The organism is Ochrobactrum sp. P6BSIII, from assembly GCF_014138065.1.
In the GTDB taxonomy this organism is placed as follows: Bacteria; Pseudomonadota; Alphaproteobacteria; order Rhizobiales; family Rhizobiaceae; genus Brucella.
The window spans coordinates 125,379-151,508 of the sequence record NZ_JACGXB010000002.1 but is presented as its reverse complement, the minus strand read 5'-3'; the positions used below and the strand labels follow the sequence as shown (position 1 = coordinate 151,508).

Sequence of the window (26,130 nt, the reverse complement as noted above, 5' to 3'; positions counted from 1 at the left end):
TGCTGCGGCAAGCCGGTCATATCCGGCTTGCCGTATTGTCATTCTTGCTTATTCGACAGTGACGTCCGTCAGACGCAGACGGCTGTCAGGCACCGGCACGAAGTTCTTCACGCGCTTGTTGACGCCGAAGATTGCCTTGAGATTGTAGAGCGGCATTTCCAGTGCGCGGTCGGCTGCGTAATGCGCGATTTCCTGCAGGAGCTTCTCGCGTTCACCGCGATCAATAACCGAGCGCTGCGCTTCCAGCATCTTGTCGAGCTTTTCGTCCTTGTCGTACGGGTTCCACTTTTCGCCCGAATGGTACATGGAATAGGCGGTGTTATCGTAGTCGAAGGTCCAGCCGCCCCAGGCCTGCTGGAACATTGCGCCGGTCTTGCCCTGCGGGATGATATCGTTCAGCAGAACATTGGTGTCGTAAGGCTTGATGGTTGCATTGACGCCGACCATTTGCAGGAAGCTCGCGATGGCCTGCGCCACTTCATTGAAGCTTGCATCCTGACCGCGCACATCGATCTGCACGTTTGCGCCGGGCTGAACGCCCGCTTCTTCCAGCAGCTTCTTCGCGCCTTCCGGATCGTAAGGCAGCGGCTTCATGTTCGGGTCGAAGCCGAAGGACAGCGAACCCTGGAAACTTGCAATCGGCTCGGCCTGACCTGCCAGAATGGACTGGATGATCGCATCGCGGTCGACCGCCATCGTCAGCGCCTTGCGCACGCGCTCATCCTTGGTGATGCCGTCAGCCGTGTTGAAACGCAGGGCATAGACCGTCGGGCCAGCCGTTGTGACGAGTTCCAGCTTCGGATCGCTCTGAATGGTCGGGATCATGCCAATCGGAATGGTCGGCGGGATGACCAGATCGACGCGACCGGCCTGAAGTTCGGCAACAGCGGTCGAAGGCTCGGTGATGAAGCGGTATTCGAGTTCGGAGAGCTTCGGCGCGCCGCCCCAATGATCGACGAAAGCCTCAAGCTTGATATTGACCTTCGGCTCATAGGAAACAAATTTGAACGGTCCGGTGCCGACCGGATGGGTGTTGAAATAGTCGTCGCCCTTTTCCTGAATATATTTCGGCGGAACGATCATACCGCCATAACCGGCCAGCTTGGTGATGAGGACCGGGTCCGGTGCCTTCAGATGAAAATCGACGGTCTTGTCGTCGATGACTTCCACCTTTTCGATGGCGATATAATTCGAACGCTGCGGGCCTTTCGCGCCCTCGTCACCGAGCAGGCGATCAAAGGAGAACTTGACGGCTTCGGCATTGAACGGCTCGCCGTCATGGAACTTAACATTCTCACGCAGATGGAAGCGGATGCGCTTGCCGTCATCCAGCTCATCCCACGAAGTTGCCAGTGCCGGAACGATCTTGAGGTCTGGTCCGCGATAGACGAGACCGTCGAAAATATTGGTGGCGACAGAAGCCCAGTTGACGAGGAAAGTGTCGATCGGATCCCAGCTGCCCGGGTCCTGCGGCGACGAAACGGTCAGCTTTCCGGCAGCGAAAGCCGGAGCAGATGCAAACACTGCCGCCGAGAGAGCGGAAGCCATAAGAACGGCTTTAAGTGTTTTCCTTATCATTGTTTTTTCCCCTTTGGGTTTCTGTTGAACTTGATGCGTCAGGCGGTTTCAGCCACGAAATGCCCGGTTGCGACCTCGCGATGGCGATAGATCGGCGGCTTGTCATCGATCCGGCGCGTCGTGCTTGGAATTTCACCTTCCAGCGCAGGCCGGTTGGTGCGCGCCGACGGATCGGCAATCGGCACCGCCGAGAGAAGCCGCTTGGTGTAGTCATGCGACGGTGTTTCGAAAACCTGCTGCCGTGAGCCCAGTTCCATGATCTGGCCGAGATAAAGAACAGCGACGCGGTGGCTCATCTTTTCGACCACCGCCATGTCATGGCTGATGAAGAGATATGCGAGCCCCTGCTCTTTCTGCAGGTCCATGAACAGGTTGATGACCTGCGCCTGAATGGAAACATCGAGCGCCGACAGGGCTTCATCGGCGATGATGAGCTTCGGCTTGGAGGCAAGTGCACGCGCTATGCAGACGCGCTGTCGCTGACCGCCGGAAAACTCGTGCGGATAGCGCTTGGCGTGTTCCGGACCGAGGCCAACCCGCTCCAGCAATTCCGCCACGCGCGCATTGATTGCCTTGTCATTGTCGAGAAGGCCATGTGTGCGGATGGGTTCTGCAATGGAAAAGCCGACCGTCTTGCGTGGATCGAGCGATGCGAACGGATCCTGGAAAATATACTGCACTTCGCGACGCATGGCATAACGCTCAGCAGCGCTCATGGCCGAATAGGCCTTGCCGTTGAAGCGAATATCGCCGGAAAGCGGCGTCTGCAATTGCTGGATGGTGCGCCCAATGGTCGATTTTCCCGAACCGGATTCACCGACCAGCGCCAGCGTTTCGCCCGGATAAATATCGAACGCGACCTTCGAAACCGCGTTGCACACATGGGTGACCTTGCCGAACAGGTTCTTCTTGATCGGAAATCGCACATAAAGGTCGTCCACGGAAAGCAACGGCTTGTCGCCATAGCGGGCCGTGTCCTGAATGCGCTCCTCACCCGTCAGAACAGGCACACCGTCGCGCATGGTCATGACCGGCATCCGCTTGGGGAATGCTTCGCCCGTCATACTGCCAAGCTTCGGAACTGCCGACAGCAGCGTTTTGGTATAGGCATGTTGCGGCTTCGAGAAAATCTGCCCGACCGGGCCTTCCTCGACCTTCTTGCCCTTCCACATGACGACCACATCGTCAGCCATTTCCGCCACCACGCCCATATCGTGCGTGATGAAAATCACCGCCATTTCAAGTTCTTGCTGCAAATCCCTGATAATGTGCAGTATCTGGGCCTGAATGGTCACATCGAGTGCGGTCGTCGGCTCATCGGCGATCAACAGCTTCGGGCGGCAGGCAAGAGCCATGGCGATCATGACGCGCTGGCGCATGCCACCGGAAAGCTGATGCGGATAGCGCTTCAGCAGCCCTTCCGCATCCGGCAGTCGAACCATTTCCAGAAGTCGCTTCCCCTCGGCAAGCGCCGCCTGCTGGGTCATGCCTTCATGCAACATCAGCACTTCGGATAGCTGATTACCGATGGTGAAAACCGGATTGAGCGACGTCATCGGCTCCTGGAAGATCATGGCGATCTCCTTGCCGCGAATGCCCCGCATTGTCTTCTGATCGGCCTTGAGCAGATCGCGTTCGCCAAACAAAATACGGCCGGACGGGAATTTCGCACCGCTCATATCGGCAAGCCGCATGATGGAAAGCGACGTGATGGACTTGCCCGAACCGGATTCACCCACCACAGCCAGCGTGCGACCGGGATGGACCGAGAAGCTCAGATCGTCAACGACACGGCTCGCGCCAAATTCGACACTGAGGCCATCGACGGTCAGGAGAGGTTTTGAAACTGGTTCGCTCAACTCGGTTCCGCTCAAACTTTCAACCCTCTTAAAGTGTGATGGCAGACCGCGTGGCCTGATTGAATGCGCCGGACATGAAGCGCAAAAGGGCAGCCACTTCGGAAAGCGTTTCTTCCGATGGGCGTGCATTGGCCGTGGAATCGACGAGAAGACGCTCGCGAATCTGCGCATAGCGCGCGCAGGCGTCGGCGCCCTTGGCGGTGATCTTCACCGTCTTTTCCTTTGCCGCCTTGCCGGTCGTCAGCAAGCCAGCATTTTCAAGCTTGCGAATGGCATAGGTGGCAATATGCGTGTCTTCAATGTCGAGAACGAGGCAGATATCGGCAAGCTTCTTCTCGCGGTCGCGGTGACGGATCGAATGAAGAATCAACACTTCAATGGGCGAAAGCCCCGGCAATCCCGCCGCGGCCATGCAGCGAACCATCCAGCGTGAAAAGGCGTGCGATGCGAGAATGAGGCCATATTCAACCTCGGACATGCCGGGCGAACCGCCTTCAGCCAGATGCGCGGACGAAACAATGGGGCCTATCGAGGCAACCGGGCGCAAATGCTTGGGCAGCGTGACTTCATCGAAGCCAGCCTCGTGCATTTCGTCTCCGGTTTTAGGCTCTTCCTCAAAAGCCTTATCTTTACCCATTTTGACGCTCCCGCTTTTATGTGAATTTTATGTCATCATCTTATCGACATTTTGTCAATAAAATGTGACTATCAATTTCAGAAGTGTTTTCAGAATACACAACTCAATGCATCTGGAATTTTGTGTGAGGGAGCCAGCGATGAGCGGAACGGGACGCGGAGTATGGGACTTCTGGATCGACCGCGGCGGTACGTTTACGGACGTCATCGGGCGGGATCCGCAGGGCCAGCTCCATGCACGCAAGGTTCTCTCCGAAAACCCGTCTGCCTATAAGGATGCCGCCGTTCACGGCATTCGCCTGCATCTTGGCCTCGAGACCGGCGAAGCGGTTCCCGCCGGAATCATCGGCGAAGTTCGCATGGGCACGACGGTCGCGACCAATGCGCTTCTCGAGCGCAAGGGCGAGCGGCTGGCTCTTGTCACCACCAAGGGTTTTCGCGATGCGCTGCGCATTGGCTATCAGGAGCGCAAGAACATCTTTGCGACCGAAATCATCAAGCCGGAAGCGCTTTATGAAAAGGTCGTGGAGCTGAACGAACGCGTTCAGGCAGACGGCACAGTTGAAACGGCGCTCGATTCCTCTGAGGCCGAAGCAGCACTGGTTGCGTTGAAGGAACAGGGCTACAAGTCCGTCGCTATCGCCCTCATGCATGCTTATAAGTTTCCCGCGCATGAGGCTGAAATTGCTCGCATTGCGCGCGGTCTCGACTTTGAACAGGTCTCCGTTAGCCACGAGGTTTCCCCACTGATCAAGCTGGTCGGGCGTGGCGATACCACGGTCGTCGATGCCTATCTGTCGCCCGTTCTCCGCCGTTATGTTGCGCAAGTATCCAACGAACTGGATGTCGAGCGCACCGGCGCACGCGTCATGTTCATGATGTCATCGGGTGGCCTCACGGCAGCCGATCTGTTTCAGGGCAAGGATGCGATCCTGTCCGGCCCGGCAGGCGGCGTTGTCGGCCTCGCCCGTACCGGCGAAACGGCTGGCTTCCCGAAAGTCATCGGCTTCGACATGGGCGGCACCTCCACAGACGTCGCGCATTTTGATGGTGAATATGAACGCGCTTTCGAAACCGAAGTTGCCGGGGTGCGCGTTCGCGCGCCCATGATGCTGATCCACACGGTCGCCGCAGGTGGTGGCTCGATCCTGCATTACGATGCCGGACGTTTCCGCGTCGGCCCGGATTCGGCAGGCGCCAATCCCGGCCCGGCCTGCTACCGCAATGGCGGACCGCTCGCCGTCACCGACGCCAATGTCATGCTGGGCAAGCTGTTGCCGGAATTCTTCCCGGCGATCTTTGGTCCCGAACAGAACCAGCCGCTTGATGTGGAACGGGTGCGTGAACTCTTCACCGCGCTCGCAGCCGAAATCGGCGATGGCCGTTCACCGGAAGCAGTTGCCGACGGCTTCATCCGCATTGCGGTTGCCAATATGGTCGAGGCGATCAAGAAAATTTCCGTCCAGCGCGGCTATGATGTGACGCGCTATGCGCTCAACTGTTTCGGTGGCGCTGGCGGTCAGCACGCCTGCCTCGTAGCCGATGCACTTGGAATGAAGAATATTCTTCTCCATCCGATGTCTGGTCTGCTTTCGGCCTATGGCATGGGTCTGGCTGATATTCGCGCCACCCGTCAAAAGGCGCTTGGCGTCGCACTTGATCCAGCAGCGCCTGCAGCTCTGAAGGAACTGGGTGAAGAACTGGCGCAGGAATGCGTTGCCGAGCTTCTGACCCAGGGCATCGAGGCCGCAGCCGTGCAGCGTCATCTGCGCGCGCATATCCGTTATGCGGGCACCGACACGGTGCTGTCCATTGAGGCCACCTTCCCGGCAGAGGACAATGCTGATCGCCTTCGCGCCGAATTCGAAGCTGCCCATAAGCGCCGGTTCGGCTTCATTGCTGAAAACAAGGCTCTCGTTATCGATGCCGTGGAAGTTGAAGCCGTGGGCGGTGGCGCAGGCGAGACCGAAAGCGCCCAATCGCTCGATAGCGATCTGGAAGCCGCAACCGCCAAGCGGACACGCTTCTTCTCGCAAGGCGAGTTGCACGATGCGGGCGTCGTCTTGCGCGAACAGATGCAGCGCGGCCAGACTGTCACTGGCCCGGCGATCATTATTGAGAAGAACCAGACCATTGTTATCGAAGATGGCTGGCAGGCTCGCCTGACCGCGCATGACCATGTGGTGCTGACGCGCATCAAGGCGCTGCCCGTGCGCACGGCCATCGGCACCGAAGCCGATCCGGTCATGCTGGAGATTTTCAATAATCTCTTCATGTCCATTGCCGAGCAGATGGGCGTGACGCTTCAGAACACCGCCTATTCAGTGAACATCAAGGAACGTCTGGACTTTTCCTGCGCGGTTTTCGACGCGGCAGGCAATCTTGTCGCCAATGCGCCGCATATGCCGGTGCATCTCGGCTCCATGGACGCATCGGTCGCCACCGCCATCCGCGAAAACAGCGACATCAAGCCGGGCGATGTGTTTCTCATCAACGCGCCTTATAATGGCGGCACCCATCTGCCCGACCTCACCGTCTGCACGCCGGTTTTCGATGACGATAATCGCGAAATCCGCTTCTGGGTCGCAAGCCGTGGCCACCATGCGGATATTGGCGGCATTGCGCCGGGTTCCATGTCGCCGCTTGCGGTCAATATCGAGCAGGAAGGCGTCTATATCGACAATTTCAAGCTGGTGGATCGCGGCACCTTCCGTGAAGAGGCGCTCGCCGCTCTGCTGACTGGCGCCACCTACCCTGTCCGTAACCTGACGCAGAACGTCAACGATCTGAAGGCGCAGATCGCCGCCAACGAAAAGGGCGTTGCCGAACTGAAAAAGATGATCGGTCTTTTCGGCGAGGATGTCGTGAAAGCCTATATGGGCCACGTTCAGGACAATGCCGCCGAAAGCGTGCGCCGCGTGCTCGACAAGCTGCCAGACGGTCACTTCACCTATGAGATGGACCAGGGCTGCCAGATCGAGGTGCGTGTCACCATCGATAAGGAAAAACGCGAAGCGACGGTCGATTTCACCGGCACGTCGGAGCAGCGTTCCGACAACTTCAACGCGCCGGAACCCGTCACCCGCGCGGCTGTGCTCTATGTCTTCCGCGTGCTGGTCGAAGGCGACATTCCGATGAATGCCGGCTGCCTGCGACCGATCAGGATCGTTGTGCCGGAAGGCTCGATGCTCTCGCCGCAATATCCGGCGGCGGTCGTGGCAGGCAATGTCGAGGTCAGCCAGGCCGTCACCAACTGCCTGTTCGGCGCGACCAAGGCAATGGCCGCAGCACAAGGCACCATGAACAATCTGACCTTCGGCAATGACGAATATCAGTATTACGAAACCATCTGTTCCGGTGCACCCGCCGGTCCCGGTTTCAATGGTGCCGATGCCGTGCACACCCACATGACCAATTCGCGCCTGACCGACCCGGAAATTCTGGAAACCCGTTTCCCGGTTTTACTGGAAGACTTCCATATTCGCGAAGGTTCCGGCGGAAAGGGCAAATGGCATGCGGGCGATGGCACCAAGCGCACGATCCGCGCGCTGAAGACGCTCGAATTCGCCATTCTCTCCGGCCATCGCCGCGTAGCGCCGTTCGGTCTGGACGGCGGCGAAGCCGGTCAAACCGGTCGCAACGAAGTGCGCCGCAAGGATGGTTCTGTCGATGTGCTCGGCAATTGCGACCAGACTGTTCTGGAAGCAGGTGAAGCCTTCACCGTCATCACGCCGACCGGCGGTGGTTTTGGCAAGCCGGAGTAAATCGTTCCCCTAACCTTCCAATCCATGGATAAACGAACCGCCGCCAGCTAAAATTCTGGCGGCGTTTTGCATTCAAACGAGGCAAAATCGGCCGATGGATAAGAGGAAAGCGAATGCTTTTTCCACCCTTCCGATCCTCACTGGAAAATGTTAGAATTATTCACCCAAATTCGTCTTATAATTAGGAACACATCCTAATAATTGTGCCTTAATGGTCGTTTTGGACGCATCTTTAGAATTAAATTTCTGCGATCAATAGAACATCAACCAGTTCACGGATACCGAAAATGAAATTCGCTCAGATCATCGCTACCGCAGGCATCATTCAGGCAGCTCTCTTCACCGGCGCAATGGCCGGAGAAAATCTCGACGCCATCAAGTCGGCGGGCGTTCTGAAGATCGGCACCGAAGGCACCTATGCGCCTTTCACCTATCACGACAAGGACAACAAGCTCGTCGGCTTCGACGTGGAAATCGGTGAAGCCGTGGCTGCCAAGCTCGGCGTCAAGCCGGAATTCGTCGAAGGCAAGTGGGATGGCCTCATCGCCGGTCTCGACGTCAACCGTTACGATGCCGTCATCAATCAGGTCGGCATCACCGAAGAGCGCAAGAAGAAGTTCAACTTCTCCAACCCTTACATCGTTTCCAAGGTTGTCCTGATCGTCAACGACAAGAACGACACGATCAAGGATTTTGCCGATCTGAAGGGCAAGAAGTCGGCACAGTCGCTCACCAGCAACTACGGCAAAATCGCCAAGGAAGCCGGCGCGGAACTTGTGGCTACCGACGGTTTCGATCAGTCGATCCAGCTCGTTCTGACGGGCCGCGCCGATGCGACGCTCAATGACAGCCTGTCCTTCCTCGACTTCAAGAAGCATCAGCCCAAGGCTCCGGTCAAGATCGTGGCCGAGAAGGAAAACGCTGACGCTTCGGGCATCATCGTTCGCAAGGGCGACGACGATCTCGTTGCAGCCATCAACAAGGCGCTGGACGACATCAAGGCCGATGGCACCTACGACAAGATCGCACAGAAGTATTTCGGTCAGGACGTTTCCAAGTAAGCTCCTGAACGCCGGAAATAGAGAAGCCGGAACAGGATTCCGGCTTCTTTTTTGTGTATGTAGAAATTTATTCCGAATAAATTTTCAAGTTCGCTTTCCATAAACTGTATAAGATGAATGAACGTACCTTTCCGGTGCCTGATCATCTCGGTTTGAACCGACACTGCTTTTCGTTCCAAGGAGCCGAACCCGGTGCCTGACTGGCTACAACTCATGATCGAGTCGCTTCCGACCCTTCTCTGGGCGGGGCTGATCTTCACCATTCCACTGACCTTGCTGTCCTTCATCTTCGGTCTGGCGCTGGCGCTGTTGACGGCTCTCGTCCGGCTATTCGCTCCGGTCTGGCTCTCATCGATTGCGCGCTTCTATGTCTGGATTTTCCGTGGCACGCCGCTGCTGGTGCAGCTTTTCGTGATCTTCTACGGCCTGCCGAGCATGGGCATCTATCTCGATGCATTCCCGGCAGCCCTCATCGGCTTCACGTTGAATGTCGGCGCCTATAGTTCGGAAATCATCCGCGCGGTCATCTCGTCCGTGCCCAAGGGCCAGTGGGAAGCCGCCTATTCCATCGGCATGAGCTGGCGTCAGGCGCTGATCCGCACCGTGTTGCCACAGGCGACCAGAATCGCCGTGCCGCCGCTTTCCAATACGTTCATTTCACTTGTGAAAGATACGTCGCTCGCCGCCGCAATCACCGTGCCGGAGCTTTTCCAGTCGGCACAGCGCATCGTCGCCACGACCTACGAACCGCTGATCCTCTATATCGAAGCCGCGCTGATCTATCTGGCGCTGAGTTCGATTCTGTCTGCCCTTCAGGTACGGCTTGAGCGACGCTTCGGGCGTTATGGCGGCACGCTGGAGACAAACGCATGATCGAGCTGAAACACATCGTAAAGCGTTTCGATGACGCTGTGATCCTGAACGACATCAATGTCACCATCTCCGAAGGCTCGGTGACCGCTCTCGTCGGCCCGTCAGGTGGCGGCAAGAGCACGCTCCTGCGCTGCATCAACCTGCTTGAAGTGCCCACATCCGGCAGTCTGTCACTAGGCGGACAGACGCTGACGTTCGAGCCGGGACGCAAGCCAAGCTGGCAGGCCATCCAGTCCATCCGCCGCCAGACCGGCATGGTGTTCCAGAATTTCCAGCTGTTCCCACATCAGACGGCGATCCAGAATGTCATGGAAAGCCTTGTCACCGTGTTGAAATGGCCAAAGGCCAAGGCTCGCGAACGCGCCATGGAACTGTTGCAGAAAGTTGGCATGGCGCATAAGGCCGACGCCTGGCCGTCGACCCTGTCCGGCGGACAGCAACAGCGCATCGCGATTGCCCGCGCTTTGGCGCCTTCGCCCCGCGTGTTGTTGTGCGACGAGCCCACCTCGGCGCTCGATCCGGAACTTGCCTCGGAAGTGGTGGATGTGTTGAGCAAGCTTGCCAAGGAAGGCACGACGATGGTGATCGCCACCCACGATCTGCGCCTTGCCTCCAAGATTTCCCAGAATGTTGTGTTTCTGGAATCAGGCAATATTGTCGAAACCGGCTCTGCACATGATGTTTTCACGCGCCCGTCCCGCGAGCGTACCAAGCAGTTCGTCGCGACCATCAACGCCGCACATAGTTACGACATCTGACCGATCATTTTGTCTTTCAGGAAAGGGCTTTCGCATTTGCGAAGGCCCTTTCGTTTTTGACCTTATCGCAATTCATACGATCTTTTCGAAATTTTCCGCCGAGTCTCACCGGCCTGCCCCTTGGTAAAAGAGAAAACCGCTGTTACATTAAGGGCAACGTAATAAATCAAGCGTCCTGCTTGCGTCCTTTTGGTTCGCGCGGCGCTTATAAGGATCAGTACCTTGAAAAACCCCGAGGAGCGCCCCGTAGAAAAGGCGCAACAAGGGGCGTCCGGCGGACAATCGGGAAATGCTCAAGCCCGGAATCCGTCGACTAACGGCAAGCGCAAACCGCGCAAGGAAGCCGTTGCAGAAGCCGGGAATGCGCGTAGCGCACCCGATTCAGGACGCCCAAAGCCGCAAAGTGAAGCGGATGACAAGGGTTCCGGCAGCCAGCGGAAGCGTGCGCGCCGTCGTCACCGTGGCAAAGCGGCACGGCGACCGGAAGCGGCTGTCGCGCAGAAAGCTGCTGAAGATACCACCCTTCAGGAAGCCAAGTCCCCTGGCAAAATTTCGAATCGTCGCAGGCGCGCCCGCAAGAAGAAGCAGGCGCAGCAGCAGAATAATGCCGCGCCGCGGACAGCCGAACACGCGCCTAAGAGCACGCATGAAACACCGCGTCGTGACAATCACGCGCAGGCTTCGTCGCATGCCAAGCGGAAGAACGGCGCGGCTCAGCCGCCACGGCACGCCCACGCCGAGGCTCCGCTTTATGCAGCGCTTGACCTTGGCACCAACAATTGCCGCTTGCTGGTCGCATCGCCGACCCGTCCGGGGCAGTTTCGCGTTGTGGATGCTTTTTCGCGGATCGTGCGGCTTGGCGAAGGGCTGAGCGCAACCGGCAAATTGAGCGACAACGCCATGCAGCGCGCTATCGAAGCGCTCAAGATCTGCCGTGACAAGCTGGCCGGCAAGAAAATCCGCCGTTCGCGCCTGATCGCAACCGAGGCTTGCCGTGCGGCGTCGAATGGTGAGGAGTTTCTGGAGCGCGTTCGCGAGGAAACCGGGCTTGAACTGGAAATCGTTGATCGCCAGACGGAAGCACGTCTTGCCGTTTCCGGTTGCGGAACACTGGTAGCGCGCGAAACGGAAGCAGTGGTTTTGTTCGATATCGGCGGCGGTTCCTCTGAAATCGCGCTGATCGATGTTTCGCAGCGCCGGTCTCCGCGCCTTGCCGAACACATCATGGCATGGACCTCCCTGCCCGTAGGTGTCGTCACGCTCGCCGAGCGTTTCGGCGGTCGCAATGTCACGCAGGAAAGTTTCGAGGCGATGGTCGGTCACGTGACCGAGCTTCTGTCCAGCTTTGCCGAACGGCACTGCCTTGGCCAACTGGCTTCAAGCCCGCGTTTCCATTTGCTCGGCACATCCGGTACGGTTACCACGCTGGCGGGTATTCATCTGGGTCTGGAGCGCTATGACCGTCGCCGTGTCGATGGCATGTGGATGGGCTCGGAAGATGTTACGCAGATGACGAGCCGCCTCCTGTCCTGGGATTTCGATGCGCGCGTTGCAAATCCATGCATCGGTGCAGACAGGGCCGATCTGGTGCTTGCGGGCTGCGCCATTCTCGATGCCATCCGCAAGGTATGGCCGAGCGAAAAACTTCTGGTGGCGGATCGCGGCTTGCGTGAAGGCATCCTGACCGAACTAATGTCGCGCGACGGCGCATGGCGGCACAATCGCGCGCAATTGCGCCAATAAATGCGCTGTTGGCGCTAGAACAGGCAACTGAAAATGAGCAAAGCAGGCGGAAACAAAGGCGGCACGAAGTCGGGCGCCAAAACGGGCGGACGCGGTGGTGCAGGCACCAGCAATCTGCACGTGCGCGTGAAGAAAAAGGCAGGCACGATCAAGGAATCGTCGCGTCGCTGGCTGCTGCGTCACCTGAATGACCCCTATGTGCACAAGTCCAAGCAGGACGGCTATCGCTCGCGCGCGGCCTACAAGCTGATCGAAATCAATGATCGCTATGATCTGCTCAAGAAGGGCCAGAAGATCATCGATCTTGGTGCCGCACCGGGCGGTTGGTCGCAGATAGCAGCCAAGATTGTCGGTTCCACCGACGAAGATCCGCATGTAGTCGGCATCGACTATCTGCATGTTGATCCGCTGCCGGGCGTCATCCTTCTGGAAATGGACTTCCTCGATGATGAAGCGCCGCAGAAACTGATGGAAGCGCTTGGAGACAAGCCCGATCTCGTTATTTCCGATATGGCTGCGCCGACCACCGGACACCGCCGCACCGACCACCTGCGCACGGTGCATCTGTGCGAAGTTGCGGCTGATTTTGCGGTTTCAGTACTCAAGCCCGGCGGTCACTTCCTGACCAAGACATTTCAGGGCGGCACGGAAAATGAGCTTCTCGCCATGCTGAAGCAGAAATTCCGCTCTGTGCATCACGTCAAGCCGCCCGCATCGCGCGCGGAATCGGTTGAGCTTTACCTGCTCGCACGTGATTTCAAGGGCTAGCAATGCAAGATAGGAGCCGATTGGCTCCTATTTTATTCTCCGGCTGCCGAGTTTACCGGCTTCACCACAACTGTAGCCTTGCCCTTCTGGCGAGGTGCTGAAGGTTCGGATAGTTCGCGACCAGCTTCAGGCGAAAGCCGTGCAAACCAGAAGAATGCGACAGCGGACACCAAAGCCACGACGATGAAGCCCACATGGAAGTCGACCAGGGCCAGCGGTGCGCCGCGCAAGCCGCTGCTGATTTCCAGCACCCCACCCGCAAGGGCAACGCCAATCGCCAGCGAAACCTGTTGTGCGACGGCGGTGATCGGCGTCGCCTGACTGGTTTTTTCATCCGGAATTTCGGCATAGGCTAGCGCATTGACGCCAGTAAAGAACAGCGACCGCGCAAAACCGCCGACCAGCAGGAAGCTGAGAATGATCCAGATCGGCGTCATGGGTGTGAACAGGCTGTTGACCGCGATGAAACCTGCCGAAATGATCGAACCCGACATCAATGCGCGCCGGAAGCCGATCTTGGCGAAAATCCGCTTCGCACCGAACTTCATGCTGATCGCACCGATGGCTGAAACAAAGGTTATCATACCCGACTGAAAGGGCGTGAAGCCGAAGCCGAGCTGGAACATCAGCGGCAGCAAAAACGGAATGGCGCCAATGCCGAAGCGGAAAATACTGCCCCCCAACACGGCTGACCGGAATACCTGATTGTCGAACAGCCGAAGATCAAGCAGCGGATCAGCACTGCGGCGGGCATGGATGATATACAGCACCGAACAGACCAGACCGATCGCCACCGTAACGAAGCCAACAGCGGGCGGCAGCGCAGGCAGGCTGACCACAGACAGGCCGAAGACCACGCCGGACATGGCAATGCCGGACAAAAAGAAGCCGGGCCAATCGAGGCGCTTGACGATGCGCTCGTCATTATCCGGCAGAAAGCGCGTGGCAAACCAGATACCGACAGCGCCGATGGGCACATTAATCAGGAATATCCAGTGCCATGTGAGAAAGGTCGTGATGAAACCACCAACCGGTGGCCCGACCAACGGGCCAACCATGGCGGGGATCGTCAGCCACGCCATGGCCGATACGAGTTCGCTGCGCGGTGTCGAGCGCACCAGCACAAGACGTCCCACCGGCGTCATCATCGCGCCGCCCATGCCCTGCAAGAAGCGCGAAACGACAAAGGCAGTCAGTGAGTTAGCCGCTGCACAGGCAATCGAACCAACGACGAAGACGGCGATTGCAGCGCGGAAAACATTTTTGGCACCGAACCGGTCAGCCATCCAACCGCTGATCGGAATGAAAACCGCCAGCGCGACCAGATAGGCCGTCAGAGCGAGCTTGAGAGCAATCGGACTGGTGCCGATATCGGCGGCAATCGCGGGCAATGATGTCGAAATGACATTCGAATCCATCTGCTCCATGAAAAGAGCAATTGCCAGCACAAGTGGAATGATGCGGTTCACGGTGAATTTCCGAATAGGCCGTGCTTTTACAAAAAGCTTACCAGAAGCTATGTCGTGCTTATAGGTAGATTGCTAGCCGATTTTTTCTCACATTGTGGTGATTTCGGCCCAATTTCAGCAATTTATCGGCTCAAAAGCCCTTCATTCAGCGCCCGACTGGGCAAAAGACACCCATTTCTCACGACAGATTTCAATCGTTCACAATTGTGTAAAGCGGGGTTGCGCATGCCGTAACGGACTGTTACATTCGGTAACAGTTTCACGAAGCTTCGAGTCTGGAATGGGTGGTCCCGGCTCAAGGAGGTAGGAAATGAACGATATTACGAGAACTGCACTAGTTTATGGCATGATGATCATTTCGCTGAACACGGCGCTTGCGATCGGTCTATTGGGACTGGATTTCCTGCACTAGATTGGCCGCCCGATGAGGCTTGGCCAGTGTTTATGATGATCGCCTATCGAGTTTGATTTTGCCCTCCAGGCAAATTATGAAAAAGAGCGCTTCCGATTTATCGGAAGCGCTCTTTTCAATTTCAAAGGCATTCGCGTTTTTGAGAATCAATTACGTGTCTTTGTCATAGACAAATTTCAACCCCTCCCCCAGCTTGCACTTGAAGATTGTGGTTTCTCCAATCTGGTCATGGGTTTTTGCAGAAAATCTCCAGATGATGATTGTCGCTGTTTCATCCGGCAAAACGCGGTAGCGGACAAACTGTTGAACCGGCGTGTCATCGCTTACCGTTTCATGATTGTACGCGTAGACAATTGCTCCATCCGGAGCGGGTCTGCTCAAAAAGGCGCGGATAACTAGACCGCCGGTAAAGCCCTCCGGTTTTTGTTTTATGCCTGATGTCTGCTCGCACCTGTCCAGTTCGAGCAGCGACGTCGTCCGCTGTCCGGCAAATAAGTGTTGTTTCAGCGTTCCAAAATGATCGATGGCCTCTGCGGCATGAGCAGGACCAATCCCGCTCATGCCAATGACCATCAGCAGCGTGCCAATCTTCCTGCGCATCGTGTGACCTTTCGTTCGATCATGATGCGCTCAAGGCTAAGCCTCTTGTAAACAAACACTATTCCAAGAATTAGCTTACTAATTTTCCGCCGATCAGAGAATGCGTCCCTGACTGGTCGGATCGAAGAACACCGCCTTGTCGAGATTAAAGGCCAGCCGCGAAGCTTGGCCCGCCACGATGCGTGCATCGGCGCGCAGGCGGGCGACCACATGCTTGCCGCCAAGGCGGGTCACCGCAAACGTGTCCGACCCTGCGGGTTCGACCACATCGATCAGGCAGTCGCCTTCCACAACCGCGTCCGCATTGCGATCCGCGCCGTCTGGATCGGTCAAAGCTTCCGGGCGAATGCCAAAGACAACCTGCTTGCCCACATAGTCGCCAAGGGCTTGCGGTGCGTTCTTCAACGGAAGCGTCAATGCCTGTCCGTCACCACGATCAAGCGAGATTGCATAATCCGAGCCATTCTTCTCAACAGCGACCGTCAGCAGGTTCATCGCCGGCGACCCCATGAAGTCCGCCACGAACATGTTGGACGGGTTGTTGTAGATCTCCGCAGGTGTACCGAACTGCTGCAAGACGCCATCTTTCAGCACAGCGATCTTGGTCGCCAGCGTCATGGCTTCGATCTGATCGTGCGTCACATAGACGATAGTTGTCTTCATGCGGCTGTGCAGGCGCTTGATTTCGGTGCGCATATCCACACGCAGCTTCGCGTCGAGGTTCGACAGCGGCTCATCGAACAGGAAGACCTGCGGATTGCGCACAAGTGCGCGCCCCATCGCAACGCGCTGACGCTGGCCACCGGAAAGCTGGCTCGGCTTGCGGTCGAGCAGATGGCCGATCTGCAACATGTCGGCCACTTCCTGAATGGCCTTGTCCCGCTCCGGCTTGGGCACTTTACGGATTTCCATGCCGAAAGCGATGTTTCCGGCAACCGTCATGTTGGGATAAAGCGCATAGGACTGGAAGACCATGGCGATATCGCGCTGAGACGGATGCAGGCCGGAAACTGACTTGCCCTTGATCGCAATGTCACCGGATGTGATCGGCTCGAGACCGGCAATCGTGTTGAGCAGCGTGGACTTGCCGCAGCCCGACGGGCCGACGAGAACCAGAAAGCCGCCTTCCTCAATCTCGATATTGATGTTCTTCAGGATCGAGACAGTGCCGTAGGACTTGTAGAGATCGGTAATTTTCAGAAACGACATAGTGAACTTATCCCTTGACGGCGCCGGACATCAGACCGCGCACAAAGTAGCGGCCGGACACGATATAGACGATCAGCGTCGGCAGAGCGGCCAGAATGGCGGCTGCGAAATGAACGTTATATTCCTTGACGCCTGTGGAAGAGGAAACGAGGTTGTTGAGCGCCACCGTCATCGGCGTGGAATTCGCGCCGGAGAAGGATGCGCCGAACAGGAAGTCGTTCCAGATATTGGTGAACTGCCAGATCACGGACACGACGATGATCGGCCCGGATGACGGCAGCAGAATGCGCCAGAAAATCTGGAAGAAACTTGCCCCGTCAATCTGCGCAGCGCGCACCAGCTCGGTCGGAAACGCTTCGTAATAGTTGCGGAAATAGAGCGTGGTGAAGCCGAGACCATAAATGACGTGCACCATGATGAGGCCCCAGATCGTTCCGGCAATGCCGAAAAGTCCGAGCATGCGCGCCATCGGGATCAGCACGATCTGGAACGGAATGAAGCATGACAGCAACAGCAGGCCGAAGAAGATATTCGAGCCACGGAAGCGCCATTTGGTCAGCACATAGCCATTCAGCGCACCAATAATGGTGGAGATCGCCACGGCGGGCACGACCATCAGAATGGAATTGATGAAGAACGGCTTCAGGCCGGTGGGCTGTACGCCGATCTGCGCCGTCGACCATGCCGAAAGCCACGGCTCGATGGTCCATTGCTGCGGCAGGTTCAACATGCCGCCCTGGCGAATTTCTTCCAGCGGTTTGAACGAGTTGACCAGCATCACATAGAGCGGCAACAGATAGTAGATGGCGAAGAGCAGCAGCGCGGTATAGATCAGCGCACGCGTCAGCTTACCGCTGTTGATGGCGTTATCTTGCGACTGGGCGCTCATGACCGCGACCCTCCGCGAATTTCCGAATAGAGATAGGGAATGATGATCGAGAAGATCATCGCCAGCATGATAATCGCCGACGAAGCGCCGATACCCATCTGGTTACGGGTGAACGTATAGGAATACATGAATGTCGCCGGGAGTTCGGTCGCCTGTCCCGGTCCGCCGCCGGTCAGTGCGATGACAAGATCGTAGGCCTTGATCGCCAGATGCGCCAGCACCACGAAGGCCGACAGGAAAACCGGGCGCATCAAGGGAATGATGATGCGGCGATAGATCGTGCCAGTGGAAGCCCCGTCGATCTGGGCCGCCTTGATGATTTCATTGTCGACGCCACGCAGGCCCGCGAGGAACATGGCCATCACAAAACCCGACGATTGCCAGACGGCGGCGATCACCAGACAGTAGATCGCCATGGTGTTGCTCTTGATCCAGCCGAAGGTAAAGCTTTCCCAGCCCCACAGATGCATGGTGTTTTCAAGCCCGATACCGGGATCGAGAAACCACTTCCATGCCGTGCCGGTCACAATGAAGGACAGGGCCATCGGATAAAGATAGATCGGACGCAAAAAGCCTTCGCCGCGGATCTTCTGGTCGAGCAGAATGGCCAGAAACAGACCGATCACCGAGCAGATGATGATGTAGAGCGACGCGAAGATCGCCAGATTGGTGATCGCCCGCCACCAATGTGGCAGCGCCCAGAGTTTCTCATAATTGGACAATCCCACGAAGCCGTAGGACGGCAGCATGCGGCTGTTGGTCAGCGAAAGCACGCCTGTATAGATGATAAACCCGTAGACAAAGACGAGGACGATCAGGAAGCTTGGAGCCAAGACCAGCTTGGGGATGAATTCCTGCAATCGGCTGTTACGCTGCATATTTGCGCCACCCAGTTTGCGCCGCTCGTGATGCCCTTTGAACGGGCATTCGAGACGATCGTTTCAGCGGCATTTATGCATGACCGGAGAACGACCCGGCTGCAAAATGCGTTGGTCCAACGATGCCTTCACCGGTTCCGATGGAACCATGCAAAACAACATCATGCAATGCTTGTTCTGAATTCCGAAATGCTGCTCCGGCTGGCTGTAAGGCGCTCTTCTCGCACCTCGGGCCGGATAAAAAACGTCCGGGAGGTTTAAACTCCCGGACGCCTGTTCAGCGTATTACTTCGCAGCAGCGACAGCCGAGACGAGTTCCTTGACAGCATCTTCAGAATTGAGCTGTCCGTTGAACTCGCGGGTCACCACGTCGTAGATCGCGTTCTTGACCGCTGCAGGATTGGCATAGCCGTGCGCCATGGAACCCAGCATCGTGCCCTTGCCATCAGCTTCCTTCAGGTCGGCGATGGCCTTCTTGCCGCAAGCGTCGAAAGCAGTATCCGGCACGTCGGTGCGTGCAGGAGCCGAACCCTTGACCACGTTGAACGCGGACTGGAATGTCGGGCTTTCAACAGCCGAAGCCATTTCCATCTGAGCCGGGATCTTGTCGTCAGCAACCTTGAACATCGCGAACATGTCGGAGTTGAAGGTCACAGCGCCCTGCGTGCCCGGATAGCGCATGCAGACGAAATCCTCGCCCGGCTTCTTGCCGGCCTTCACGAATTCGCCCTTGGCCCAGTCGCCCATGAACTGCAGACCGGCCTTACCTTCGATAACCATGGCCGAGGCCAGGTTCCAGTCGCGACCGGAGAAGTTGTCATCGACATAGCTGCGCAGCTTGGTCATGCGGTCGAAAGCCTGCTTCATCGTATCGCTGCCCAGGGTTTCCGGGTCGAGATCGACAAAAGCCTTCTTGTAGAAGTCAGTGCCAAACGAAAGCACGACGGCGTCAAAGATCGTCGCATCCTGCCAAGGCTGGCCACCATGCGCGATTGGCGTGATGCCCTGTTCCTTGAACTTGTCGAGAAGCGCGATCAGCTCATCCCAGTTTGCCGGTTCCTTGCCGCCTGCCTTGTCGAGCGCGGCCTTGTTGATCCACATCCAGTTGGTGGTGTGGACGTTCACAGGTGCAGCAATCCAGTGATCTTCATACTTGGCGAATGCCTGCAACGGAGCGGGAATGACCTTGTCCCAGCCTTCCTTGTTGGCAACTTCATCAAGATTGCCAAGAGCGCCCTGCTCGGCCCAGTCGCGAATATCAAAGCCGAGCATCTGCACGGCAGTCGGCGCGTTGCCAGCGGTAACGCGAGCGCGCAGAACGGTCATGGCTTCCGTGCCGCCGCCGCCTGCAACAGGCATGTCGGTCCAGCTGATGCCCTTCTTTTCAAGGTCCTTCTTCAGAACATCGAGCGCGGCAGCTTCACCGCCAGCGGTCCACCAGTGCAGAACTTCAACGTTCTGCTTGGCATCAGCAGCGTTTGCGACAGGCGCCATTCCGGCGAGCAAAGCGCAGGCAGCCGTACCCATAGCGGCGAGTTTCAGAAGTTTATGCATGTCTACCTCCCGTAGAAACAAACGAAACTTGTTACACCGGACGCTGTGCCGGGAATCCCGTCCCAACCGCGCAGCTATCCGTTTTGAATTTCTTTCGTCCTGTCCGCGCCTTGAGGCGCGAACTGAAACCGGTCGCTCCATACAACCGGCTCCTCCTCATTCACTGCCGCAACCCGATGCAGAGAGATGATCTCCGCCGGATACCCCGGCCAATTGACGCGACGTCCTCCGATGTCCTCCAAACCATCTTTACGCCGCCTCACCCCAATTGACAACGTTGTCTTTTAAGAATGAACCGCATCCACCAGACAAGATGTATTGCCTAGGATAGGCTGAAACCCGGGATAGGTGTCAATATCCCCGATATGATAAATAGCGAGAAATTTAATCGATTAAAATTTTAAGTAGTATTCCACAGCCAATTTCTTATGAGAAATGAGGCATTTAAGCGTATTTTCGAGGTTTAGCAGCCATCATCTAAACCCTTGAATGAGCGTAAACCAAAAATGCCGATACCCGCTCTTTAATGGGATAAAAATCCTGTGAAATGGCTGGACAAGATCGCGGCGCCCACTTAATTTGACGGGGCTTACGCAATAGTGCGTGGGCTTGTTCTCGGGGCGGGGTGAGATTCCCCACCGGCGGTATGGAAAGCGATTTCCGAGCCCGCGAGCGCCTGAAAGACGAAGCTGATTCGCTTCATCAATCAGGGTCAGCAGATCCGGTGAGATGCCGGAGCCGACGGTATAGTCCGGATGAAAGAGAGCAAAAGAGCGTGACGAATTGCGTCTTCCGACGCGAGTAATGCGTTCCTTTGTGCGCCCTGATTCTAGTTTCTTGAGGAACCTATGAACCAGAGCTATCCGAACAAGACTTCCTTCAAAGTAGCATTCATTCAGGCTCGCTGGCACGCCGACATCGTCGACGAAGCCCGCAAGAGCTTTATCGCTGAACTGGCTGCCAAGACGGGCACCAATGTCGAAGTGGAAGTCTTCGACGTTCCCGGCGCTTACGAAATTCCGCTTCATGCCAAGACGCTCGCCAAGACCGGCCAGTATGCCGCCATTGTCGGCTCGGCTTTCGTCATCGACGGCGGCATTTACCGTCATGACTTCGTGGCGACTGCCGTGATCAATGGCATGATGCAGGTGCAGCTGGAAACCGAAGTGCCAGTGCTGAGCGTTGTTCTGACCCCGCACCATTTCCATGACAGCAAGGAGCATCACGACTTCTTCTTCAGCCATTTCAAGGTGAAGGGCGTCGAAGCCGCTCATGCAGTCTTGCAGATTGTCGGCGAACGCAGCCGTATCGCCGCGTTGGTCTGATCATTCACGGGGACGGCCCTGCCCTGCGGGGCCGTCACTCAATCGGTCACAATTCGCTCGCCATGCGTATAGACGTCGAATTCCTCGCCGCGCACGATGGCGACAAGAGTGAGATTGGCCTCTTCCGCCGTCCTGATGGCAAGAGCCGTCGGCGCTGAAATAGCCGCCAGCACAGGCGCGCCGAGTTTCACTGCCTTTTGCACCATTTCAACGGATACCCGGCTCGTGATCACGGTTATGCCGTGCTCCGTTTCAGCCCCATCGCGTGCCAGAGCGCCAACGAGCTTATCCAGCGCATTGTGCCGCCCGACATCCTCACGCGCGGCAATCAAGCCCTGCTGTGGCCTGTAAAAGCCTGCAGCGTGAACAGAATGGGTCATCGCATTCAATTGCTGTTCGCGCCCCAGCGCAGCCATCGCCACAGCAATGGTGCTCGCCGAAATGCGGTGATTATCTGCCTTGAGCGGCATGACCGGGCGTAGAGCCTGCTCGATGGAATCGATGCCGCATAGGCCACAGCCAACCGGGCCCGCCATGAAGCGGCGACGCGCCGCCAGCCGCTGTTCCGGCAATTCAGCAAGGCGCATCTGTACATCAACCCCTTGCGCGAAAGCGACAAGCTCGATGCTTTCGATCTGACTGGCATCGTCAATAATGCCTTCGGTGAGACTGAACCCGACAGCGAAATCCTCCAGGTCGGAGGGCGTCGCCATCATCACAGCCTGTGTGGAGCCATTATAGCTCATCGCGACGGGCACCTCCTCCGGAACGGCGCGGTGCCCTTCCTGGAAGCCCGAAACGCGATGTGCAAGACGCACCACATCCTGACTGATCTTGGGTATCGTCATGTCTCTCGCCTGCTGTTTTTGCATCCCGACATATTGCTACAGTTTGATGTGGCATCATATCGGGTTTTATGTAAGGTGCCAGCGAACAGGCATGCAGCACAAAGCAATTCGGCCACGGCCGAATACAATTTTGTGTATGATCAGCAGCGCCGATAGCGAGGATAAAATGGATATTCGCCAGATCGACGACAATTACTCAGTCTCGGGCCAGATTTCACCCGACGACGTGCGCGACATTGCGGCAGAAGGTTTTCAGACCATCATCTGTAACCGTCCAGACGGCGAAGGCGGCCCGGAACAGCCGGATTTTGCAGAAATTGCGCGCGTAGCAGAGAAAGCTGGCCTAGCCACCTATTACATTCCGGTGGTTGGCGGCCAGCTGACGCAAGATGATGTCGATGCCATGGCGGCAGCGCTCGACGAAGCGGAAGGTCCGTTCTTCGCCTATTGCCGCTCCGGCGCCCGTTCTACGAATATTTACGGGATCGTGCAGAGCCAAAAGCGCGGATAAAGAACGAGCGCAGGCTATAAGGGCGGTGAGTGCGCAAGGGCATTGTTTCAGTTCTTGCAAACATAAGGCTCACCGTCCCGAAAGTCGCGTACGACGACCGAAGACGCCCTGCTGGTTATGTGCGCAGTACTGGCGATAATAGGACAGACCCGCGCGAACCACAGTCGCGACGACGCCGCCAGCGACGAGCATCCAGCCAAGCGCCTGCACCCAGTTGAACGTATCCAGCCCACCGCTCAGCGCGACGACCACAACGCCAGCCCACAAAAGGGCGGCAGTGCGACGCCAGAAGACCGGATTGAGTTCATCGAAAACCGCCTTCCACAACGAGTGGACAAGACAGGCGAAGAACAGAGCCGCGGCCAGCCCGATGTTGAGCAATTCGACCGGGAGCCATTGCTGCGAAGTAAGCATAATATCCATCATCCAACTTAAGCCGCGATACGTCGGGTTAAAGCCGCCACTTGGCTTTTCCTTCCGAACCGAAGGTATTGTTTAGGTTCATATCCAGGCATCGTGCTTTCCAACAAAAACCGATTTCGTTTCTTGTCTGGTTTCTTGCCCGATGCTTCAGCCCCATTGAGCTGTCAATTTGTGGCTTCAACGTGTTAGAAGCACGGAAAGCTCCTTGTAATAAATTCACTTATTATTGCGATCACGCGAAATATCGTGTTGAAAACATTATACTATCCCGGCTACCCTTCGATGGGTTAGCCGCTGCAATCCCCTTGATAGTCTTGGATAATTCGCCTTCACGCATTGCGTGCGCAGGCAGGCGCAACGCGCTCTAAAAGCGCGTTACACTACTGTCATGTAACAGCACTGTAACAATTTGGCAGAGTATTCAGCCCTGGAACGGAGGCCAGAACTTGGGTTTATTCACAGCGCCAAGCAAGTAGGCTCGCTCTCACTCGTCCACCAGCTTCCTGTAGGGAACGTTATCCGATGGATCGGCAGCCCCCGGTGTATGGGCGGGACGCCCGAACAGGAAGCCCTGCACCTGCGCACAGCCCTCTTCGATCACCATGCGGTGCTGATGAAAGTTCTCGATACCTTCAGCGACAACAGGCAGATCGAGGCTGCGCCCAAGTCCCACGATCGCCCGCACAATGGCGTGGGAGCTGACATCCGTTTCCATCGTATTGATGAAGCTGCGGTCGATCTTGATCTTGTCGAATGGGAAGCTCTGGAGGTTGTTCAGCGAAGAATAGCCGGTGCCGAAGTCGTCCATCACAATGCGCACGCCCAGCTTCTTGATACGGCGCAGCAATTCCAGCGTCGTTGGCCTGTCCTTGATAAGTGCTGCTTCCGTGACTTCCAGTTCCAGCCGGTAAGGCTCAAGTCCGGCTTCGTCCAGAACGGAAGCAACCGTTTCAGGCAGGTTGGTCAATCGGAACTGGATCGGAGACACATTGACGGCAATCGTCAGATGACGGTCCCATGTCGCCGCTGTGCGGCAGGCTTCACGCAGCACCCACTCGCCAAGGGCGATAATCACGCCGGTTTCTTCGGCAATCGGAATGAATACTTCCGGAGGGATCGATCCGCGTTCGGGATGCGTCCAGCGCAGCAGCGCTTCATAGCCCTTGCAGGAGCCATCGGCAGTTCCGATCAGCGGCTGATAAGCGATGGTGATCTGACCGCGCGACATGGCCTGACGCAGATCGGCTTCGAGCTGCCGCCTTTCGGTGATTTCGCGATCCATTTCCGGCGAATAGAAAGCCACCATGCCCTTGCCGCTGGTCTTGGCACGATAAAGCGCGACGTCTGCCGCATGGCGCAGCGTTTCGGCATCGCGGCCATCGGTCGGGTAGATTGCAACACCGATACTGACGCCGACCGCTGTCTGGTCGGCGATCATATTCATCTCCGACTTGAATTCTTCCAATATCTGTTCGGCGAGCTTGCGCGCACCGGATGGCTGCGGCACGCCGACCTGCAGGATGACGAACTCGTCGCCGCCAATGCGCGCCGCCGTATCGACGCCACTGATCGTGCGCCGCAAAATATTGGCAACAGTTTTCAGCACCCGGTCGCCTTGCGCATGGCCGAAAATATCGTTCACCGCCTTGAACCGGTCGAGGTCCAGCGCGAAAACGGCGCAGCGCTGCTGCGAGCGTCCACCGACAGCATTGCTCAACCGCTGCTCGAAGAAAGCACGATTGGGAAGATCGGTCAGCGCATCATGGTTCGCCATATGCTCGATCTGGCGTTGCGCGGCGCGCTTTTCGGTCAGATCGCGCACAGCAAGAACCTCACAAGACTTGCCCTGATATTCAATCGTGTGGACGGCGAGTTCGAAAATCCGCTCGTCGTTTTCCTGCCGTGGCTTCGCCTCGACAGCCGCCTGACGCGGCGCGGCAGCAGGCAGACCATCCGCCGTGAGCAACAGATCTTCCGGCGAACGTCCGACCAGCGCCTTTTCATTGCTGTTCATCAGTCGGGAGAAACGCGCATTCACTTCTACAATCCGGTCGTCGCGGATAACGGCGAGGCCATCCAGCGTCGCATTCGCAAAGCCCTTCAAATCCGTCATGTAACGGTCGATGAACACGGCGGCGACGGTCATGAAGGCTATGAAGCAGGATACCGTCGCAACAGCACCGACAATCCACATGCGCCCCGTGCCAAGCGGATCAGCCGCTGGCAGGCTTGGGTCGGGGATCAGCGTGGTTGACGACATGGTGGTGAAATGCAGAACGCAGATCGAGCCGACGCCGAGAACGGTCGCCAGGGAAAGACGCATCCAGCGCCCGGACAGGCGCATCACCTCGAAAGCGCCAGCGAGCAACAGCGTGGAAACGACAGCGCCAACGATAATCGGTATCGGGTCGAACTGCACGGTAGCGGCAGCATTGATGGCGGACATGCCGGTGAAGTGCATCGCGGCGATAACCAGCGCGCCGCAAAGCCCGGCCAGCAGATTTGTTTTCAAGCTGCTGAAGTCGAACAGGCGCAGCATGACCCAGAATCCGGCAATCGCTATCACCGCAGAAAGCGTCGTGATGATGAGATCGAACTCAATCGCCACGGTGCCCTGATAGGCCAGCATTGCCACAAAATGTGTGGCCCAGACGCTCAACCCACCGGCAAAAGCGGCAGTAGCAAGCCAGCTGTCACGGCGATTGTCGGCACATTCCCCTGCTCGCGCGAGCAGCAGGAAAAAGGCAAAAACACCAATCAGGGAAATGACCGCGGCCAGAACGACGATAGGTCTGTCATGTTGGACGGATATGCATTCTATAACTTTGAACATGACACGCCCCCGCTTTCATTTGTGCAAGGCCGCCGTCGGCCCTCACCGAAGCATTTTTGTGTTTTTGTTATACAACGCATAATTGTTTAGCCTAGACTACTTAAGCAATTCTAAATCCGATGGAAAAGTGCATCAGATA

20 protein-coding genes and 1 riboswitch are annotated in these 26,130 nt (G+C 57.0%); of the genes, 8 read left to right on the top strand and 12 right to left on the bottom strand.

Annotation, left to right across the window (positions count from 1 at the left end):
* Positions 1 to 48: 48 nt before the first annotated feature.
* From FHW00_RS03030 to FHW00_RS03020, 3 genes are read right to left on the bottom strand one after another with little or no spacing between them, the layout of a single operon-like run.
* The gene (locus tag FHW00_RS03030; RefSeq protein ID WP_078336831.1) at positions 49 to 1,578 is read right to left on the bottom strand and encodes an ABC transporter substrate-binding protein; all 1,530 of its coding nucleotides are present in this window, start codon (positions 1,576 to 1,578) and stop codon (positions 49 to 51) included.
* 38 nt (positions 1,579 to 1,616) lie between these two features.
* The gene (locus FHW00_RS03025) at positions 1,617 to 3,452 is read right to left on the bottom strand and encodes an ABC transporter ATP-binding protein (protein WP_078336830.1); all 1,836 of its coding nucleotides are present in this window, start codon (positions 3,450 to 3,452) and stop codon (positions 1,617 to 1,619) included.
* A 13-nt stretch (positions 3,453 to 3,465) separates the two neighbouring features.
* On the bottom strand, positions 3,466 to 4,074 hold the full coding sequence (locus tag FHW00_RS03020) for a winged helix DNA-binding protein (RefSeq protein ID WP_078336829.1): 609 nt from the start codon (positions 4,072 to 4,074) through the stop codon (positions 3,466 to 3,468).
* Between the two features lie 139 nt (positions 4,075 to 4,213).
* On the opposite strand from FHW00_RS03020, the gene FHW00_RS03015 reads away from it, so the two are divergent.
* The 6 genes from FHW00_RS03015 to FHW00_RS02990 all read left to right on the top strand — a co-directional run bounded on the left by FHW00_RS03015 (position 4,214) and on the right by FHW00_RS02990 (position 13,040).
* On the top strand, positions 4,214 to 7,837 hold the full coding sequence (locus FHW00_RS03015; protein WP_078336828.1) for a hydantoinase B/oxoprolinase family protein: 3,624 nt from the start codon (positions 4,214 to 4,216) through the stop codon (positions 7,835 to 7,837).
* Between the two features lie 287 nt (positions 7,838 to 8,124).
* The gene (locus FHW00_RS03010; protein WP_078336827.1) at positions 8,125 to 8,898 is read left to right on the top strand and encodes an amino acid ABC transporter substrate-binding protein; all 774 of its coding nucleotides are present in this window, start codon (positions 8,125 to 8,127) and stop codon (positions 8,896 to 8,898) included.
* 192 nt (positions 8,899 to 9,090) lie between these two features.
* Positions 9,091 to 9,771, top strand: a complete 681-nt coding sequence (locus FHW00_RS03005) for an amino acid ABC transporter permease (protein ID WP_078336826.1) — start codon at positions 9,091 to 9,093, stop codon at positions 9,769 to 9,771.
* Positions 9,768 to 10,529: an amino acid ABC transporter ATP-binding protein gene (locus tag FHW00_RS03000; RefSeq protein WP_078336825.1), complete on the top strand. Its 762-nt coding sequence runs from the start codon at positions 9,768 to 9,770 to the stop codon at positions 10,527 to 10,529. The genes FHW00_RS03005 and FHW00_RS03000 overlap by 4 nt, the downstream gene beginning before the upstream one ends.
* 222 nt (positions 10,530 to 10,751) lie before the next feature.
* A complete protein-coding gene (locus FHW00_RS02995) occupies positions 10,752 to 12,272 on the top strand; it encodes a Ppx/GppA phosphatase family protein (RefSeq protein WP_113533419.1) in 1,521 nt (506 codons plus the stop codon).
* A gap of 33 nt (positions 12,273 to 12,305) precedes the next feature.
* A complete protein-coding gene (locus tag FHW00_RS02990) occupies positions 12,306 to 13,040 on the top strand; it encodes an RlmE family RNA methyltransferase (RefSeq protein WP_078336824.1) in 735 nt (244 codons plus the stop codon).
* Positions 13,041 to 13,072: 32 nt separating this feature from the next.
* Here FHW00_RS02990 and FHW00_RS02985 read toward each other — a convergent pair whose 3' ends face one another.
* The 6 genes from FHW00_RS02985 to FHW00_RS02960 form a co-directional block, all read right to left on the bottom strand.
* Positions 13,073 to 14,509 (bottom strand): DHA2 family efflux MFS transporter permease subunit, encoded by a 1,437-nt coding sequence (locus FHW00_RS02985; RefSeq protein ID WP_078336823.1) that lies wholly within the window; start codon positions 14,507 to 14,509, stop codon positions 13,073 to 13,075.
* Positions 14,510 to 15,071: 562 nt separating this feature from the next.
* Complete coding sequence (locus tag FHW00_RS02980; RefSeq protein WP_078336822.1) at positions 15,072 to 15,521, bottom strand: VirK family protein; 450 nt, start codon at positions 15,519 to 15,521, stop codon at positions 15,072 to 15,074.
* Between the two features lie 93 nt (positions 15,522 to 15,614).
* Entirely contained in the window at positions 15,615 to 16,730 is a 1,116-nt protein-coding gene (locus tag FHW00_RS02975) for an ABC transporter ATP-binding protein (RefSeq protein ID WP_078336821.1), read from the bottom strand.
* 7 nt (positions 16,731 to 16,737) lie between these two features.
* On the bottom strand, positions 16,738 to 17,619 hold the full coding sequence (locus tag FHW00_RS02970; protein WP_078336820.1) for a carbohydrate ABC transporter permease: 882 nt from the start codon (positions 17,617 to 17,619) through the stop codon (positions 16,738 to 16,740).
* On the bottom strand, positions 17,616 to 18,497 hold the full coding sequence (locus FHW00_RS02965) for a carbohydrate ABC transporter permease (RefSeq protein ID WP_078336819.1): 882 nt from the start codon (positions 18,495 to 18,497) through the stop codon (positions 17,616 to 17,618). The genes FHW00_RS02970 and FHW00_RS02965 overlap by 4 nt, the downstream gene beginning before the upstream one ends.
* Positions 18,498 to 18,782: 285 nt before the next feature.
* A complete protein-coding gene (locus FHW00_RS02960; protein ID WP_078336818.1) occupies positions 18,783 to 20,051 on the bottom strand; it encodes an ABC transporter substrate-binding protein in 1,269 nt (422 codons plus the stop codon).
* Between the two features lie 607 nt (positions 20,052 to 20,658).
* Positions 20,659 to 20,822: riboswitch (FMN riboswitch) on the top strand.
* A gap of 77 nt (positions 20,823 to 20,899) precedes the next feature.
* Between FHW00_RS02960 and FHW00_RS02955 the strand changes: the two genes are divergently transcribed.
* The gene (locus FHW00_RS02955; protein WP_078336817.1) at positions 20,900 to 21,376 is read left to right on the top strand and encodes a 6,7-dimethyl-8-ribityllumazine synthase; all 477 of its coding nucleotides are present in this window, start codon (positions 20,900 to 20,902) and stop codon (positions 21,374 to 21,376) included.
* Positions 21,377 to 21,414: 38 nt separating this feature from the next.
* On the opposite strand, the gene fdhD is transcribed toward FHW00_RS02955, so the two are convergent.
* Positions 21,415 to 22,224: a formate dehydrogenase accessory sulfurtransferase FdhD gene (fdhD, locus tag FHW00_RS02950; RefSeq protein WP_078336816.1), complete on the bottom strand. Its 810-nt coding sequence runs from the start codon at positions 22,222 to 22,224 to the stop codon at positions 21,415 to 21,417.
* A 166-nt stretch (positions 22,225 to 22,390) separates the two neighbouring features.
* Between fdhD and FHW00_RS02945 the strand changes: the two genes are divergently transcribed.
* Entirely contained in the window at positions 22,391 to 22,735 is a 345-nt protein-coding gene (locus tag FHW00_RS02945) for a TIGR01244 family sulfur transferase (RefSeq protein WP_078337067.1), read from the top strand.
* Between the two features lie 69 nt (positions 22,736 to 22,804).
* On the opposite strand, the gene FHW00_RS02940 is transcribed toward FHW00_RS02945, so the two are convergent.
* Positions 22,805 to 23,158 (bottom strand): hypothetical protein, encoded by a 354-nt coding sequence (locus tag FHW00_RS02940; RefSeq protein ID WP_440630832.1) that lies wholly within the window; start codon positions 23,156 to 23,158, stop codon positions 22,805 to 22,807.
* Positions 23,159 to 23,642: 484 nt separating this feature from the next.
* Positions 23,643 to 25,991, bottom strand: coding sequence for a bifunctional diguanylate cyclase/phosphodiesterase (locus FHW00_RS02935; RefSeq protein ID WP_078336815.1), 2,349 nt, complete (start codon positions 25,989 to 25,991; stop codon positions 23,643 to 23,645).
* Positions 25,992 to 26,130 lie beyond the last annotated feature (139 nt).

What these genes read in the sequence shown, in the direction of transcription:
- FHW00_RS03030 (WP_078336831.1), bottom strand. Translation starts at nt 1,578, where the DNA reads ATGATAAGGAAAACACTTAAAGCCGTTCTTATGGCTTCCGCTCTCTCG.
- FHW00_RS03020 (WP_078336829.1), bottom strand. Translation starts at nt 4,074, where the DNA reads ATGGGTAAAGATAAGGCTTTTGAGGAAGAGCCTAAAACCGGAGACGAA.
- FHW00_RS03015 (WP_078336828.1), top strand. Translation starts at nt 4,214, where the DNA reads ATGAGCGGAACGGGACGCGGAGTATGGGACTTCTGGATCGACCGCGGC.
- FHW00_RS03010 (WP_078336827.1), top strand. Translation starts at nt 8,125, where the DNA reads ATGAAATTCGCTCAGATCATCGCTACCGCAGGCATCATTCAGGCAGCT.
- FHW00_RS03000 (WP_078336825.1), top strand. Translation starts at nt 9,768, where the DNA reads ATGATCGAGCTGAAACACATCGTAAAGCGTTTCGATGACGCTGTGATC.
- FHW00_RS02990 (WP_078336824.1), top strand. Translation starts at nt 12,306, where the DNA reads ATGAGCAAAGCAGGCGGAAACAAAGGCGGCACGAAGTCGGGCGCCAAA.
- FHW00_RS02980 (WP_078336822.1), bottom strand. Translation starts at nt 15,521, where the DNA reads ATGCGCAGGAAGATTGGCACGCTGCTGATGGTCATTGGCATGAGCGGG.
- FHW00_RS02975 (WP_078336821.1), bottom strand. Translation starts at nt 16,730, where the DNA reads ATGTCGTTTCTGAAAATTACCGATCTCTACAAGTCCTACGGCACTGTC.
- FHW00_RS02970 (WP_078336820.1), bottom strand. Translation starts at nt 17,619, where the DNA reads ATGAGCGCCCAGTCGCAAGATAACGCCATCAACAGCGGTAAGCTGACG.
- FHW00_RS02965 (WP_078336819.1), bottom strand. Translation starts at nt 18,497, where the DNA reads ATGCAGCGTAACAGCCGATTGCAGGAATTCATCCCCAAGCTGGTCTTG.
- FHW00_RS02960 (WP_078336818.1), bottom strand. Translation starts at nt 20,051, where the DNA reads ATGCATAAACTTCTGAAACTCGCCGCTATGGGTACGGCTGCCTGCGCT.
- FHW00_RS02955 (WP_078336817.1), top strand. Translation starts at nt 20,900, where the DNA reads ATGAACCAGAGCTATCCGAACAAGACTTCCTTCAAAGTAGCATTCATT.
- fdhD (WP_078336816.1), bottom strand. Translation starts at nt 22,224, where the DNA reads ATGACGATACCCAAGATCAGTCAGGATGTGGTGCGTCTTGCACATCGC.
- FHW00_RS02945 (WP_078337067.1), top strand. Translation starts at nt 22,391, where the DNA reads ATGGATATTCGCCAGATCGACGACAATTACTCAGTCTCGGGCCAGATT.
- FHW00_RS02940 (WP_440630832.1), bottom strand. Translation starts at nt 23,158, where the DNA reads ATGGATATTATGCTTACTTCGCAGCAATGGCTCCCGGTCGAATTGCTC.
- FHW00_RS02935 (WP_078336815.1), bottom strand. Translation starts at nt 25,991, where the DNA reads ATGTTCAAAGTTATAGAATGCATATCCGTCCAACATGACAGACCTATC.